Here is a 15,104-nt window from a genome sequence, read left to right as displayed (position 1 = left end):
GAACATGACCACCTGTTGAGTATTGCCTTGGAACTAAGCCTATCCATGCTGCGAACTGGCGACTGGAGCCAAATTGCTTGGCGTCATTGACGGTCGCGACAATGGCACTTGCACTGTGTTCACCGACACCAGGAATATCCATGAGGGCTTTTGCGGAAGCCATTTCTCGGACTAATGCAGAGACTCTTCGGTCATAGTGCAGGATTTCAAGGTTAAGACTTTGAATCTTGTTCGAGAGATCTTGAAGAAGTTCACGAGCCAGCATAGGCAACCCATTTTCCGCATCTTCGAGGATACTCCCGATAGTATTTTGGGCCGAGTAGCGGCCTTGTGGCATGACAAGGCCAARTTCAGAGAGCAGCCCTCTGAGTTGATTGATGGTTGCGGTTCTTGTTTTAATTAACCCCTGACGAATACGATGCAGGCAAAGTACCGCTTGTTGCTCTTCACTTTTTATAGAGACAAATCGTGTTTTGGGTCTAGATACTGCCTCGCAGATAGCTTCAGCATCATTGGCATCGTTCTTTTCATTTTGTCGATACGGAATAACGAATTTGGACGCCATGATTTTAGGGTTATGACCGAGTTTACGTAACTCCCTTGCCCAGTGGTGTGCACCAGAGCAAGCCTCCATACCGATGAGGCAGGGTGGTAACTTGGCGAATGTGTCTAAGAGTTTGTTTCTTTTGACAGTTTTGCGTAGGACGCACTTGCCATATGCATCAACGCCGTGAATACTGAACACATTCTTGGCGAGGTCAACGCCAATAGTTTGAATGGTGGACATGGTAACCTCCAGTTCTTCAGCGTGTAACGAGTAAGTATGGCACGCAGAGTGTCAGGTAGAGGGAGTCCATATCATTCGTTATAACACAGAATCAACTTCTTGCTCCAAACGACTATTTGAACTAATATTTGTACGTTATTTTGTACCATTTGGAGTTCAATATGAGTCGTATTCATTTCGATCAAGATATTCAGCCATTATCTGAGTTTCGTGCAGGTGTAGCTTCTTACATCAAACAAATCAATGAGACACGGCGTCCATTGGTTATTACGCAGCGCGGTAAAGGTGTAGCAGTTGTTCTCGATGTTGCTGAGTATGAAGCAATGCAAGAGAAAATCGAATTACTGGAAGAAATGCGCACAGCAGAAGCTCAATTAGCTTCTGGTCTTGGTGTTTCCAACGGTGATGCGCGTGCTCAAGTATTGGGGCGCATTAAGAAATGAAAGTAGTCTGGTCTCCATTAGCGCTTCAGAAGCTAGGTGATGCAGCGGAGTTTATTTCTTTGGATAATCCACGTGCGGCAGAAAAGTGGGTAAACGAAGCTTTTGACAAAACGGAACTACTTGGAAGTATGCCTGAAATGGGACGGTATGCTCCTGAAATACCCCACACAAACTATCGTGAAATCATCTTTGGTCACTATCGTATTATCTACAGCTTAAGCCACGAAATTCGTGTACTAACAGTTCGTAATTGCCGTCAAATTTTATCCGAAGATGATGTGTAAAACTGTGTTATAACAAACGCTTCAAGCCGACAACCAATGCGTGGCATTTTCGGTTTCAGTAAGTTTAGTGATTAAGGTGTTTTGCTTTGGCACCGCATTGCGTTGGTTGCAGCTTAAGCAGGCGTTAGTTTGCCCACCGACTACAATCAGTCGGTAGGAAATTTTTGCTTCTGGTGTAGAACTCGCATTACACGAATTGTTGAGCCATCAACCCAGTAGGAAACGATCATAGAGATTTCTGGGATAATTAGCAATCGTCCTCGAATACCATCACGTTGAACATCCATAAGTGGTTGCTCAAGTAAATTTTCTACTTTAGCTTCAATTATTTCGTCAGTTTTGTCTGCCGCATCAGGGTTGAAGTCATAAAGAAACTCAAAGATCTTCTCACGATCATTTAGCGATTCTTCTTCCCATAAAATCATTGTTGCCCTCGGCTACGAATCTTTGCTTTTCTTTTAGCCATTCGTGCTTTTGCTGAGTCATGGTCAACAAATGAAGCTTTTCCTGAGTCAAACTTCTCAAATGCTAGGTTTACTTGTTCAGTTAACCAAGCGTCGTGAGATAATGCTTTGCGTTGTTGTTCAGCCATTTGCTCAGTAAGTTCGCGGCAAGCATCGCTAAGTGTGCGTCCTTGGCTCTCAGCCATTTGCTGAGCTAAGCGTTTAATTTCGTCATCAACACGAAATTGAATTCTAGTGTCCATGATTAACTCCTAAATTGACGTGTGTACAAATGTTAGCACTGGAGTTGGGTAAGGGCAACTAACAAACGCTTTAAGCCGACAACCAACGCGTGGCAATTTTGGTTTCAGTAAGTTTAGTGATTACGGTGGTTAGGTTAAGTGCGATATTGCGTTAGCTGCAATTTAGCTTAGCGTCATATGCTTTTGCGGTCGATTCACTCTTACGCAAAGAGGAATTGACAACTGAGTGTATTTGTATAAAAGTGGTTGTATGAAATTTAGCCAAATGCAATTTAACAATCGAATTATCATCATTCCTTAGGAATGGTGGGATTTTTGTGTACTTTGGATAAGTCGACCCCACCCTAGAAGGTGGGTTTTCTTTTTCTACCTTTTGGGAACTAGTATCTTGGAGGGATTTAAAATGAAAAAGGTAGCTGTTTTTGGAAAGCCAGGTAGTGGAAAATCAACAGTAAGCAAAGCATTAGCACAAATGAGCGGCTTACCGCTTCATCAGCTAGATTCAATGGTTTACAAACCAACGGGTGAATTTGTAGAACGAGAAAAATTTGACTCTGTTCACAATGATATTCTTTGGTCAGAGTCATGGCTCATTGATGGACTTGGTCCTATACGTTCTTTTAATGAACGTATAGCGGTGGCAGATACTCTCGTTTATATCGATCTACCTTACTCAGTGAGCTATTGGTTTGTTACTAAGCGTTTTCTTAAAGGGCTCTTTGTTAAGCCTGAGGGGTGGCCTGAGGGAAGTTCAGTTCTAAAAGGCACTCTAAATAGCTATAAAATGCTCAAACTAAGCCCTAAGTTCTGGAACGATGAATTTACTTCTAAATTAATGGAATACTCTAGCAGCAAAAAAGTCTACATCATAAAAACAGTGTCTGAGCTGAATGATTTTGTTTCTGAGCGAGCTGAATAGTTCGCATATAACAAGAAATTTAAGCAAACAGCCAACGTGTGCATTTTCAGTTCCAAACGGTTTGGCACCACGATGACCTTGTAAAACTGCGACCAGGATAAAGGGCTTGTGTGTATCTAAGCCAATGAAAATTATGCTATCGTTATTCATGCTCTCCTCCATGTTTAGTTGTTTGAACACACTAATTTTGGCTCTGGCTTTCAGCTAACCCACGATATTGGAGGCTAGCACTTCGTGGGGTTCATTATGTCTATGCCTCAGGGATTTGTAGACTTATAGGAAGGTACTACAAGCACTCGCACCAATAGTATGTTTTGGTTAAAAGTTGTTATTAACAACTTGGTTGAGTTACACATCGATGTTTATGGAGGGTTTCTAATGGGAACGATAATTGGTCTAGTAATTTTAGCGGCTATCGATTGGTATCTTGTTCGTAAAACTGGGTTTCATATTCATCAATGGGTTTCTTACAAGTACGAAGAATATTTGCAAGACAAGGAAAGTAAGAAATAGCACTTGCTTGGTATGCAAGTTAAAAAGGCATACAAACTACTCATGTGGACGCGTGGCATTTTCGGTTTGGCTTAGTTTGGTGTTTACGCTGGTTAGGTGTTGCGTTAGCTGCAACTTAGCTTAGCGCTATATGCTTTGAGGAAGGGGAAAGTTCGATGATTGAAACTGAAAGGTTAAGACTGAGTCCCGTCACTGAAAAAGATACTGATATTTATACGAAACTTCTCACTAGTGCTGAAGTAACAAAGTACTTGCCAGGCGGAAAACCTTTTAGTCTAGAGTACATACAAAATTACGTGCCAAGTAAAGTTGGGCATTGGTCAAAAGGCTATGGGACTTTTGTTGTCGTGCTAAAGGATAAACCATCTCAAAAGATTGGGTATGCTGGCGTAGAGCTAATTCCAGATTCGAAATTTTCTGATATTAGGTATGCGTTATTACCTGAATATCAAAACAAGGGTTATGCTTTCGAAGCCGCTGTCAACGCCAGTTTAAAATTGACCCACTTATCGACGTTATCGCCGAAGTAAAACTGACCCACCCACGTAATTAACTTCTACTTTCAGATAGATTTTCTAGTACAGTTGGTATGGTTCCAGCCGCCTTTTTTCCTCGTAATCGATAGCTTTCTCCGCTGATTTGTACGATGTGTGAGTGATGAAGAAGCCTATCCAGTAATGCCGCCGTTAGTGTTGTATCGTCAGCGAACGCATTCGACCATTGAGAGAACGGCAAGTTACTGGTTACGATAATGCTGCCTTGCTCGTATCGTTTAGCGATGACGTTGAAGAACAGGTTCGCTTCTTCTCTGCCGAACGGTAGATACCCGATTTCATCAACGATAAGGAGCTTGGGCGCAAGCACGCTTCGTCTCAAGTAGCTTTCAAGTTTGCCCTGAGCTTTCGCCGTAGACAGTTGAAGCATTAAGTCTGCTGCTGTGATGAACCGTGTTTTTAAGCCTTTTTGTACTGATATTTGACCAAGACTAACCGCTAGATGACTCTTGCCGACGCCACTTGGACCAAGTAGTACTACGTTTTCTTTTCGCTCGATGAACGCCAACCCTGTTAGCTCCTTTAGCTCCTTTAGCTGTTTCCTTGGGGCACCTGTTGCGAACTTGAAGTCATAATCATCGAACGTTTTTTCCATTGGGAAGCTGGCGAACTTAGTTAGTGTGGCTCTTGTGCGTTCCGCTCGTGTTTCCAACTCAGCGTTGAGAAGTGACTCTAAGTAATCAGCTAGACTCAGTTCGCGACGGTTGGCTGTTTCCGCCAGTGTCGGCCACTCCTGACCGATAGCTTGTAACTTCAGCGCTGCACAGGCCGCTTTAATACGATTCATTTGAAGGTTCATACTCGCACCTCCAACAACGCGTCATACATTGATAGCGGATGTTGGAAGCTCTCAACTGGCATGACATTATCACTCATTGTTAGTAGTGCCAGTGGGCGTGTCGGTGACGGGAGGGGCTGAAGTGTAAAGCGCTCTTTCTCTAGAAGAACTTGAGGCTTCGTGCCTGTCGTGCCGTGCATTCTCTGGTGAGCGACGGTTTCTAACCACGCGCCGATATGTCCATTAAGAACATCGACGGTGACTTTAAGTCCGTGTTGTTTGAGTGTCGCTGCAAGCGGGGTGACGAAGCTACTTTTCAAGTAAGAGTTAAATCGCTCCACTTTCCCTTTGGTCTTTGCGCGATAAGGGCGGCAAGCTCTTGGTTTGAAGTTGTATTTATTGGCGGAATTGAGCAGCATAGAGTTCCATCGGTGTTTGCCTTCCCCGTAAGCATCTCGTTCTATCATGATGGCTTTCGCATTATCGAAGAGAACTTCTTTGGGAACGCCACCGAAGTATTCAAACGCTTCTTCAAGACCATCAACCCAGTCTTCTTGACGCTCTCGCTCACAAAAGCGAACGAAGGTCGCTCTGCTATAACCAAGCGTAGCAACGAAGGCTTTAACACGTACGCCGTAATGCGTGATGGTCGTGAAGTCGACTTGCATCTGCTCGCCAGGCTGTGTCTCGAATCGAACCACAGGGTCGACAGGCGTGCTGGGTTTGTATTGTTTGATGTGCTCCTTGAGCATCGTTATACCACCTTCGTAGCCGAGCAATCTGACTTCACGAAGTAAGACAGTTGCTGGTATCCAATAAGGTTTTGCGACTTCAATGCGGGTGCGCAAGTAGTCGTGGTAAGGCTGTAATTTGGTTGGTCGAGATTGCCGCTCGGGATACACAGACTCTTTACTTCTGTCTCGAAGATAAGTGCGAACGGTATTCCTTGAGATACCTAAATCTCTCGCGATGCGGCGGATGCTTTGCCCTTGCTGATGTAAAACGTGTATTTCCACTAGTTGCTCCTGATTGATCATAATCCGCCGCTTTGTCCATTTACGAACGGATAGTTTGCCTCAGGTGGGTCAATTTTAAATCGGCGTTAGTGGGTCATTTTTACATCGGCGCTGACACCGCAAAAGCTGCTTTAAATTTCGCTTTAGATACGGGTGTTATCTCTGAAGTTTATGGTGTTGTGGTTGCTGGAAACTTAGCCTCAGGAAGGCTACTTAGAAAATTAGGTATGCAAAATTCGGAAGAACGTTTGTACGATAGTGATGAGCTGATAATCTTGTTTACTCAAACACGCATATAACAAACGCTTCAATTGGACTCGTACGCGTGGCACTTTTAGCGTTAATTATTGGTTGTGTGATTACGGTGTTTAAATTTGGTTCGGTGGGGCGTCATTCACTACTTAGCCGGGTGTTATGCGTAACCGATGGAGTACAGAGTATTAGATGGAAGTAGTAGAAGCGGAAAAATCGGATTTAGATTCATTCTTTGTGTATCTTGAAAATCAGCTGTCTGAAAATGGTAATGGAGAAGTTCCTCTTTTCCAGCCAATGTCCAGCGCGCAAAGTGCAATTCCAGAAGCAACAAAAGATAAGTTTATCCAAGGTTTTTCTCATCAGTTTGGCGAATTAGGTTGGAGAAAGCTGTGGGTTGTAAAAGACATTTCTGGAAGTATTAAAGGTCACATTGATCTTCGCCACCACAGTAATGAAAGCCGTTCTCATAGAGTTCTACTTGGTATGGGCGTAGATGTTTCTTGTCGGAAGCAAGGTCTTGGTCAAAGACTCATTGATGCTGTTATTAATTTCTGCCAAGAAAAAGCTGAAATTGACTGGCTTGATCTTTGTGTATTGTCAGAGAATTTTCCGGCAAAGAACCTCTACCTAAATGCAGGGTTCAATGTTGTAGGTGAGTTTAAAGATCAATATAGAATCGACGGTTTGTCTGTCTCGGAAACAGCAATGGCAAAGTACGTCAATAATTACGCATAACAAGCAATTCAAGCAGGTTCGTAACACGTTGTATTTTCACTATGCATTGCACTACTTATATCTAAATAGCGTGCTAGCTGTCTCAGACAATATTTAACGTCTAAACTTGAAGACTTTATAGGAGAATGGTGATGGAAAATCTTTCTGCAGAGTACTTCAAATTAGTAGATATCATTAGCCAATATGATGGCTATTTGATGATGATTAAAGGTTGGTCTATTACTGTCGGACTTGCGATTATTGGTTACTCCTTTCAACAAGCTAACAAGTCGATTCTTTTGATGTGTGTAGTTAGTACATTAAGCTTTTATGTAATGGACGCTAAGTTTAAGGAATACCAAGTTAGTTACTACCCGAGGATGAAAGCCATTGAACATTGCGTTGAATTTGCCCCCCGACTTTCTGAAAAAGAGCTAAATATTGCAGCGACTTGTGAACTTTTTAAGATTGATCGCTCTTGGACACAAACCAAAAAAGACAGTAGTTTTGTAGATGTTTTCTTCAAGTTAGGTGTCGCATTCCCACACTTAATATTATTAGTTTTGGCTGTTTTTCTATATTTTAGACCTCAATGGTTGGTAAGGAAAACTGTCTAATGGATTATGCGAGTCGACGCTTATAATTCGGCGGTTTTGGTTTGAAGTGATGTGCGTTTGGTAGTTAATCGTAGGTGATACATAGTAAGGTGTTATGTGCAAGAGAGGGGGTGAATATGGATGAAAAAGTACAAGTAGCTTTTAGCGTTTGGGTTGCATTTGTACTCGTCGGCTATGTGTTGTTCTATGTCAATAAAAATGCTCGGTTTAAGAGGAAGTATTATCCAATATTCTCCGTTATCGCGAGTGTTTTATTTTTGTTCGGTGCTAATATGATGGGACATTTCACACTGCAATTTCTGATTGTAATCGTCCCAATTGTTTCGCTAATTACATTTATGAATATACGTGGCGCAAAATTCTGCGACTTTTGTGGGAAATCAAACTTTTCGCAAACTTTAAAAGATAGAAAAGCCGAATGCCAAAAATGTGGACGTATTATTTAACCAATGTGAATATAGAAGGCGTTTAAGGCGGACTCCCAACGCTTGACTATTCAAGTTCTAGGTTGGGTTTCGTGTTTATGCTGTAAAGGTTTAGGTTAAGCGGACGCGTCACTCACTACTTAATCTGGCGTTAAACAAACGAGGGTACAGACACTATGGAAGTAAGTTGTCATTGCGGAAATGTGAAGTTAACAATAGTGCAAAAGCCTACGGAAATTACCGAGTGTGATTGTTCTATCTGCCGTAGGTATGCCGCTTTGTGGGGCTATTTCTCACCGCGTGACGTAACCATAAATACCGGAGCACAAGGAACAACGCCTTATATTTGGGGTGACCGAGAAGTGGCGTTTCATCATTGCAACTCTTGTGGTTGTATTACTCACTATGTTTCAACGAAGAGATGTTCAATTGAAAGAACTGCGGTCAATATGCGAATGGCAACAAGTGAGCAGTTGAAGGGCATAGCGCTTCGAAAAATCAACGGTGCGCTGTACTAATTTACCTAACGCGTGCTTCAAACTGAATAGTAATGTTTGGTACTTTTGGCATCAATTTGGGTTGGTGTGCTTTCGGCGGTCAAATCAGGTGTTCCAAATTACCGTGGCTTTTTTATCATCGATGCTTTTTTCTAAGTTATGCCTTCGCTAACAAAAGCCTATCTGTAACAATTCATTCACATCTCGTGTTCGGTTGTAAATCAACCTACCACCTTTCAATTCATTGATAGCACTCACTTTCCGGCTTTATTTGCACGCCTGTAACAATTATTTTACAAGTGAGCGGGTTTTTACCGTGAACCCCCATTTTCTTCCATGCATTTCATTATCTCAGCTTGTGGCCCAAATTTAATTAAGGGCAAAAAACACGACAATAGACTACGTAACATAAAACCAAAAGATACAGGGAGAAAGTTCATGGTGGATACATACAACCCGCTTGGCACGGACGGATTCGAGTTTGTTGAATACACGGCCGTTGACCACAAGGGAATTGAGCAACTTAAAGCGCTGTTTGTGTCACTTGGTTTTGCTGAAATCGCCAAGCATCGCTCAAAAGAGGCTTGGCTGTATCGACAAGGTGACATCAACTTTATCGTTAATGAACAACCACACAGCCAAGCTGAAGCGTTCGCTAAGGTACATGGGCCATCGGTCTGTGGCATGGCTTTTCGTGTTCATGAAGCCACGGTGGCAATGGAGCAAGCGTTCAAGGGTGGCGGTGAAGAGTACAAAACAGAAATAGGGCCAATGGAGCTGAGCATTCCTGCCATTTACGGTATTGGTGAAAGCTTGCTCTATTTTGTCGATCGCTATGGCAAGCAGAGCATTTACGACGTCGACTTCCGATTCTATGATGATGCCAAAGCGCGCATGGCGAAAGCTGATGTTGGTTTGTTTGAGATCGACCACCTCACGCACAACGTTAAGCAAGGCAACATGGATGTGTGGTCTGGATTTTATGAGCGTATAGGCAATTTCCGTGAGATTCGTTACTTCGATATTGAAGGCAAACTGACAGGTCTTGTAAGCCGCGCTATGACGTCACCTTGTGGCAAGATCCGTATCCCAATCAATGAGTCTTCAGACGACAAATCACAGATCGAAGAGTTCATCCGCGAATACAACGGCGAAGGTATCCAACACATAGCGTTGGCCACGGATGACATTTATAAAACGGTGAAAACCCTACGTGATCGCGGCATGGACTTTATGCCAACCCCAGACACTTATTATGAAAAAGTCGATGAACGTGTGAAAGGCCACGGTGAAGACACCAATCAGCTTCGTGATTTACGCGTTCTTATTGATGGTGCACCGACCAAAGACGGCATCTTGCTGCAGATTTTCACGCAAACGGTAATCGGACCGGTGTTCTTTGAAATTATTCAGCGTAAAGGCAATGAAGGCTTTGGCGAAGGTAACTTCAAGGCGCTGTTTGAATCGATTGAAGAGGACCAGATTCGTCGAGGAGTATTAGACGATGCATAAATGGATCTCGTTTCCTCATCGGGAAGGGGTGTGCTCTAAACAAGCGCACGCCGACTTTCCCGAAGAGGCAATTTATGAGAGGGAAGCGGGGCGGAGTGGTTTCTTTGGTCCTGCGGCGCACTTTCATCACCAACATGCCCCTACCGGTTGGTCTGAGTGGGAGGGCGATTTACGCCCTCGCGCGTTTGATTTTACCTTAGTTGAGAAAGCCAGCCAGATAACGCCTTGGGCCGTACCTCACCTTTTGCACAATGCGGACTGCAAAATTCGCGTGTGGCGAATGGATGAGAAGATGGATTTTTTGGTGCGTAATTCCGATGGGGATGAACTGCTGTTCATTCACCAAGGCTGTGCTGAACTCTATTGCGATTATGGCCATTTAGAGGTGAGTGAAGGGGATTATGTGATGATCCCGCGCTCGACCAATTGGCGTTTGGAGCCAAGTGAGCCGATGTTTATCTTGATGATTGAGAATACCGATGCGGCGTATTCCTTGCCAGAAAAAGGCATGGTCGGTCATCACGCGGTGTTTGATCCGGCCGTTCTCGATATCTCTTCGATTAATGACAAGTTCCGCGCTCAGTATTCTGAAAGCCAGACTCAGGTTCAGGTGAAACGCCACGACAAAGTCAGCGTGATCACGTATCCGTTCAACCCACTGGACGCGATTGGTTGGCATGGCGACTTAGCGGTAGTGAAAGTGAACTGGCGTGATATCAGGCCGCTGATGTCACATCGTTATCACTTGCCCCCTTCCGCACATACCACGTTTGTGGGCGCAGGGTTTGTGGTGTGCACTTTTGTGCCTCGCCCGATAGAGAGTGATCCTGGAGCATTGAAAGTGCCGTTTTATCATAACAATGATGACTACGATGAAGTGCTGTTCTACCACGCCGGGGACTTCTTCAGTCGCGACAACATTGAAGCAGGTATGGTGACCTTCCATCCGGCTGGGTTTACGCATGGGCCTCACCCAAAAGCCTTCAAGGCGGGTCTGGCGCACAAGAAGACGTTTACCGATGAAGTGGCAGTGATGATCGACACTCGCCATGCACTGCAGTTCTCTGATGAACTCGATAGCGTTGAGAACAAAGAATATGTCTATAGCTGGCAAGAAAAGAATGGGCAAGAGACGAGCTTGCAAAAGGCCGAGAGCGATAAGAAGTAAGGGAGCAGAATGAAATTAGCAACCAAGAAAAATGGAACTCGCGATGGTCTATTGATGGTCGTGAGCAAAGATCTCAAACAGTGTGTGGCGGCCACCGACATCTTCCACGCGATGCACCTTGCGCCCACCATGCAGGTGGCATTGGATAACTGGGATCGCGTGGCTTCTCAGTTGGAAGAGTTATACACCTCGTTAAACAACGGGCAAGTGACAGGCAGTGAAGTCTTTGTCTCTCAGTCTTGTGAGTCGCCTTTGCCGCGCGCTTATCAATGGGCAGACGGCAGTGCCTATGTAAATCACGTTGAGCTGGTGCGTAAAGCACGTGGTGCTGAAATGCCAAAAAGCTTCTGGGTTGATCCATTAATGTATCAAGGTGGCTCAGATGCGTTTATAGGCCCTTGTGACAATATCGAATTTGCCAACGACGAATGGGGCATCGATTTCGAGGGTGAGGTTGCGATAGTAACCGGTGACGTGCCGATGGGCGCGAGTGCCAAACAGGCACAAGATTCAATTCGCTTGTTGATGTTGGTGAATGATGTATCGCTGCGCGGGTTGATCCCTGCTGAGCTGGCAAAGGGCTTTGGCTTCTTCCAGTCCAAGCCTTCTTCGGCGTTCTCTCCGGTAGCGGTGACACCTGATGAGCTTGGTGAACAGTGGCGAGACAGCAAGGTGCATTTACCACTGATATCGACCTACAACGACAAGCCTTTTGGTTGCCCGAATGCGGGCGTCGATATGACCTTCAATTTTGCAGAGCTAGTCGTGCATGCTGCGAAGACGCGTCCATTGTCGGCGGGCGCAATCATAGGTTCAGGCACGGTGTCGAATAAACAAGGCACGGATCACGGCACTTCAATTGCTGAAGGTGGCGTGGGCTATTCATGCATTGCCGAAGTGCGCATGATTGAGACCATTCGAGATGGTAAACCGTCGACTCAATTCATGTCGTTTGGTGATTCTATTCGCCTAGAAATGTTCGATGCGGCGGGGGACTCGATTTTTGGCGCGATTGACCAAAAAGTGAGCCAATATCAAAAACGATAATCGGATAGCTAGAGAACTAAGGCTACAAAGAGAGGGATTATGAATGAGGGCCTTTATGAACGATAGCATGACACTCTATGGCTATTGGCGTTCGTCCGCGGCCTATCGGGTGCGTATTGGGTTGAATCTAAAGCAGCTCAACTACGAGTCTATATCGGTGCACTTGGTGCGCAATGGTGGCGAGCAACATGACCCACAATATCGTGAGATTAACGCCAGTGAACTTGTGCCCGTGCTGGTGGATGGTGAGGTTCAGCTCAATCAGTCGTTAGTGATTCTTCAATATCTAGATGAAACTTACCCTGACGTCTTACTTACTCCTGATCAGACGCCATTGCGCTATCAAGCTTTGGCAATGGCTCAGGATATTGCGATAGAAATTCACCCTCTCAACAACTTGCGTGTGCAGCAGTATTTGGAGAGGGCGTTGGCGTGCGAACAAGAGGCGAAAATGGATTGGATTCATTATTGGGTTCATCAAGGATTCAGTGCGCTAGAGGAGAAGCTTCACAAACACCGTCAAACACACGGTGATTCACGTTATAGTCTGACGGATTCGCCATGCATTGTTGATATCTGCTTGGTGCCGCAAGTCTATAACGCGCTGCGCTTTGCTGTTGATATGTCGCCGTATCCATTGATTAACTCGATTGTAGACGCGTGTAATCAGTTGCCCGCTTTTATTGACGCCATGCCTGAGAACCAAGCAGATGCACAAGGATAGGCGGACGCAAGCGGCTAAGCGAAAGCAAAAGGATAGATAAGAGTGACTTCTGCCTACTTCGAGCTATTTCTGCAAGCGAGGAGCATCAAGGCGCAATAACTCGTTTTATCTCTTCTAAGACCTCGGCGTTAGCAATCGCACCGAGGTTTTCTACGTTGTTGCCATTGATCACCTGTTTCACAGCCAGCTCAACCAGCTTACCAGAGCGTGTTTTGGGCACATCGCTGATAGCAAATATTTGGCTTGGAACGTGCCTCGGTGAGCAAGCGGATTTGAGTTTATTCTTGATGGTTGCCAGCAATTCGTCACTCAAAGCCATGTCTTGTTGCAGTTGAACAAACAACCATATTTGCTCATTGCGGTCGATATTTTTCCCTACGGCGATGGAATCGACGATGCCCTCGATGGTATTCACCTGCTGATAGATCTCTGCGGTACCAATTCTTACGCCTCCGGGGTTTAGGGTAGTGTCACCTCGTCCGTAGAACCGGTAGCCACCACGGCTAGTTTGCTCAACTTCGTCACCGTGGTGCCAGACATTGTCGAATTTATCCCAGTAAGTGCGGTGATAACGTTCGCCAGTGTCATTCCAAAAGCCGGCAGGGAAGTTGGGAAGGGAATTGGTGCACACCAACTCGCCACGTTCTTGATTGACTTCTTGCCCCGATGAATTGAACACCTGGATATCGACTCCAAGCCCTGCCTGCTGGCACTCTCCTCGATAAACAGGGGAGATAGGGTTACCCAATACAAAGCAGCCACAAATATCCGTCCCGCCAGAAATAGATGCTAAATGCAGATCTTGCTTGATGTGCTTGTAGACGTAATCAAACTGTTCTGGGTAGAGCACCGAACCTGTCGAGCAGAGTGTTCTTAACTGAGGAAGAGAGTGACTCTTGACGGGAGAAAGTGCCGCTTTCTCAATTGCTTCTAAGTACTTGGCTGAGGTGCCAAATGTCGATACTTCAGCGCGCTGCGCTAAATCCCACAGAACATTAGGTTGCGGATAAACCGGGCTACCATCAAAAATCACCAAACAGGCGCCGCTCGCGAGCGCAGACACGTGCCAGTTCCACATCATCCACCCACACGTGGTGTAGTAGAACACGCGATCTTTCGGCTTAATGTCGCAATGAAGCTGATGCTCTTTTAGGTGGTTGATGGTGGTGCCACCAACGGAATGCACAATGCATTTGGGCTTGCCCGTGGTGCCAGAAGAGTACAAAACAAACAGTGGGCTGTTGAAATTTACACGAGTAAAACACAAAGGTTGTGGTGGATAATGATTGATGATGTCTTGCCAGCTTTGGGTTGATACATCCGGCTCAATGCGATGCTGATTCAACTCACTACTATGATGCAACTGACTACTCTGATTCAAATGCGGGTTCTGTTTTAAGTAGCCGCTCTGTTTCAAATAGCGAACCGAGCATACTCGCTTTAGCCCATTTAGGTGCTCAATGACGTCGTGGTTTTTGTTTGTCATATCGAACGTCTTGCCATTGAAGGTGTAGCCATCGCAGGTGAACAGAACCTTGGGTTTCACTTGGCCAAATCGTTCAATCACACTCTCTACGCCAAAGTCCGGCGAGGTGGAGGTCCAAATTGCTCCTAAGCTGGTGGTGGCAAGCATTGCGATTACGGTCTGCGGCAGATAAGGGGTGTAGGCTGCAACCACATCGCCGGGTTGCACACCACAATCTATGAGCCATTGTTGAACGCTAGAGACTTCCTCACATAGGGTTTGCCAAGTGTAGCTCTGTTGCTCGCCACGCTCATTCTCAAACCAAATCGCAAGCTCGTTTGGCAACGCCTTTGCTGAATCCAGCAAGTTTTCTGCATAGTTAATTTGCGCGTCTGGGAACCAAACGGCATCACGATGAGATGTTGGCTGCTGCCAGCGGCTTTCGCCTTGCACTTTAACTCGATAACTTGGTTTTTTAATTCGATAACCTGGTTCTTTAATACCATTATCTTGCGCCTTAACGCTGTCGCCTTGCGAGCCAACCATGCCACAAAACTGCCATACGTTCTGCCAAAACGACTCGGGCTGTTCCACAGACCATTGATGAAGCGTCGTGTAGTTTTGTAACTTTCGCTCAAGTACGCCTTGCTGATTGAGGCTATCCATTAATCGGGTGACGT

19 protein-coding genes are annotated in these 15,104 nt (G+C 45.2%); 13 read left to right on the top strand and 6 right to left on the bottom strand.

Annotated elements, in window-relative coordinates; genetic code table 11:
• On the bottom strand, positions 1-787 hold a 787-nt coding region (locus L4D05_RS07850; RefSeq protein ID WP_428793548.1), incomplete at its 3' end, for an IS110 family RNA-guided transposase.
• 161 nt (positions 788-948) lie between these two features.
• Here L4D05_RS07850 and L4D05_RS07845 point away from each other — a divergent pair.
• On the top strand, positions 949-1,230 hold the full coding sequence (locus L4D05_RS07845; RefSeq protein WP_428751582.1) for a type II toxin-antitoxin system Phd/YefM family antitoxin: 282 nt from the start codon (positions 949-951) through the stop codon (positions 1,228-1,230).
• The gene (locus L4D05_RS07840) at positions 1,227-1,514 is read left to right on the top strand and encodes a type II toxin-antitoxin system RelE/ParE family toxin (protein ID WP_428793547.1); all 288 of its coding nucleotides are present in this window, start codon (positions 1,227-1,229) and stop codon (positions 1,512-1,514) included. The genes L4D05_RS07845 and L4D05_RS07840 overlap by 4 nt, the downstream gene beginning before the upstream one ends.
• A gap of 146 nt (positions 1,515-1,660) precedes the next feature.
• Here L4D05_RS07840 and L4D05_RS07835 read toward each other — a convergent pair whose 3' ends face one another.
• On the bottom strand, positions 1,661-1,939 hold the full coding sequence (locus tag L4D05_RS07835; RefSeq protein ID WP_428793546.1) for a type II toxin-antitoxin system RelE/ParE family toxin: 279 nt from the start codon (positions 1,937-1,939) through the stop codon (positions 1,661-1,663).
• Positions 1,936-2,220, bottom strand: coding sequence for a damage-inducible protein J (locus L4D05_RS07830; protein ID WP_428793545.1), 285 nt, complete (start codon positions 2,218-2,220; stop codon positions 1,936-1,938). Before L4D05_RS07830 ends, L4D05_RS07835 begins: the two co-directional genes overlap by 4 nt.
• 403 nt (positions 2,221-2,623) lie before the next feature.
• Between L4D05_RS07830 and L4D05_RS07825 the strand changes: the two genes are divergently transcribed.
• The 3 genes from L4D05_RS07825 (at position 2,624) to L4D05_RS07815 (ending at position 4,182) form a co-directional block, all read left to right on the top strand.
• Positions 2,624-3,139, top strand: a complete 516-nt coding sequence (locus tag L4D05_RS07825) for a P-loop NTPase family protein (RefSeq protein ID WP_428793544.1) — start codon at positions 2,624-2,626, stop codon at positions 3,137-3,139.
• A 378-nt stretch (positions 3,140-3,517) separates the two neighbouring features.
• Positions 3,518-3,652 (top strand): hypothetical protein, encoded by a 135-nt coding sequence (locus L4D05_RS07820; RefSeq protein WP_428793543.1) that lies wholly within the window; start codon positions 3,518-3,520, stop codon positions 3,650-3,652.
• Between the two features lie 155 nt (positions 3,653-3,807).
• A complete protein-coding gene (locus tag L4D05_RS07815; RefSeq protein WP_428793542.1) occupies positions 3,808-4,182 on the top strand; it encodes a GNAT family N-acetyltransferase in 375 nt (124 codons plus the stop codon).
• A 19-nt stretch (positions 4,183-4,201) separates the two neighbouring features.
• On the opposite strand, the gene istB is transcribed toward L4D05_RS07815, so the two are convergent.
• Both istB and istA read right to left on the bottom strand, forming a co-directional pair.
• Positions 4,202-5,005 (bottom strand): IS21-like element helper ATPase IstB, encoded by an 804-nt coding sequence (gene istB, locus L4D05_RS07810; protein WP_428793541.1) that lies wholly within the window; start codon positions 5,003-5,005, stop codon positions 4,202-4,204.
• Positions 5,002-6,021 carry an IS21 family transposase gene (istA, locus tag L4D05_RS07805; protein ID WP_428750205.1) on the bottom strand — a complete coding sequence of 340 codons (1,020 nt, stop codon included), beginning with the start codon at positions 6,019-6,021 and terminating at the stop codon, positions 5,002-5,004. Before istA ends, istB begins: the two co-directional genes overlap by 4 nt.
• 423 nt (positions 6,022-6,444) lie before the next feature.
• On the opposite strand from istA, the gene L4D05_RS07800 reads away from it, so the two are divergent.
• The 8 genes from L4D05_RS07800 (at position 6,445) to maiA (ending at position 12,959) form a co-directional block, all read left to right on the top strand.
• Positions 6,445-6,990, top strand: a complete 546-nt coding sequence (locus L4D05_RS07800) for a GNAT family N-acetyltransferase (protein WP_428793540.1) — start codon at positions 6,445-6,447, stop codon at positions 6,988-6,990.
• Between the two features lie 131 nt (positions 6,991-7,121).
• The gene (locus L4D05_RS07795; protein WP_428793539.1) at positions 7,122-7,586 is read left to right on the top strand and encodes a hypothetical protein; all 465 of its coding nucleotides are present in this window, start codon (positions 7,122-7,124) and stop codon (positions 7,584-7,586) included.
• Between the two features lie 116 nt (positions 7,587-7,702).
• Complete coding sequence (locus L4D05_RS07790) at positions 7,703-8,032, top strand: hypothetical protein (protein ID WP_428751591.1); 330 nt, start codon at positions 7,703-7,705, stop codon at positions 8,030-8,032.
• A gap of 155 nt (positions 8,033-8,187) precedes the next feature.
• Entirely contained in the window at positions 8,188-8,529 is a 342-nt protein-coding gene (locus L4D05_RS24080; RefSeq protein ID WP_489686382.1) for a GFA family protein, read from the top strand.
• Between the two features lie 417 nt (positions 8,530-8,946).
• Complete coding sequence (hppD, locus tag L4D05_RS07785; RefSeq protein WP_428793538.1) at positions 8,947-10,020, top strand: 4-hydroxyphenylpyruvate dioxygenase; 1,074 nt, start codon at positions 8,947-8,949, stop codon at positions 10,018-10,020.
• Complete coding sequence (locus tag L4D05_RS07780) at positions 10,013-11,188, top strand: homogentisate 1,2-dioxygenase (protein ID WP_428793537.1); 1,176 nt, start codon at positions 10,013-10,015, stop codon at positions 11,186-11,188. The genes hppD and L4D05_RS07780 overlap by 8 nt, the downstream gene beginning before the upstream one ends.
• 9 nt (positions 11,189-11,197) lie before the next feature.
• Complete coding sequence (locus tag L4D05_RS07775; protein ID WP_428793536.1) at positions 11,198-12,235, top strand: fumarylacetoacetate hydrolase family protein; 1,038 nt, start codon at positions 11,198-11,200, stop codon at positions 12,233-12,235.
• A gap of 55 nt (positions 12,236-12,290) precedes the next feature.
• The gene (gene maiA, locus L4D05_RS07770; RefSeq protein ID WP_428793535.1) at positions 12,291-12,959 is read left to right on the top strand and encodes a maleylacetoacetate isomerase; all 669 of its coding nucleotides are present in this window, start codon (positions 12,291-12,293) and stop codon (positions 12,957-12,959) included.
• 85 nt (positions 12,960-13,044) lie between these two features.
• On the opposite strand, the gene L4D05_RS07765 is transcribed toward maiA, so the two are convergent.
• Positions 13,045-15,090 carry an acetoacetate--CoA ligase gene (locus tag L4D05_RS07765; protein ID WP_428793568.1) on the bottom strand — a complete coding sequence of 682 codons (2,046 nt, stop codon included), beginning with the start codon at positions 15,088-15,090 and terminating at the stop codon, positions 13,045-13,047.
• Positions 15,091-15,104 lie beyond the last annotated feature (14 nt).

It is taken from the genome of Vibrio nomapromontoriensis (assembly GCF_050337205.1).
GTDB classification, from domain to species: Bacteria; Pseudomonadota; Gammaproteobacteria; order Enterobacterales; family Vibrionaceae; genus Vibrio; species Vibrio nomapromontoriensis.
Note: the sequence above shows the minus strand (reverse complement) of the source record. Positions and strands in the feature narration are given on the sequence as shown.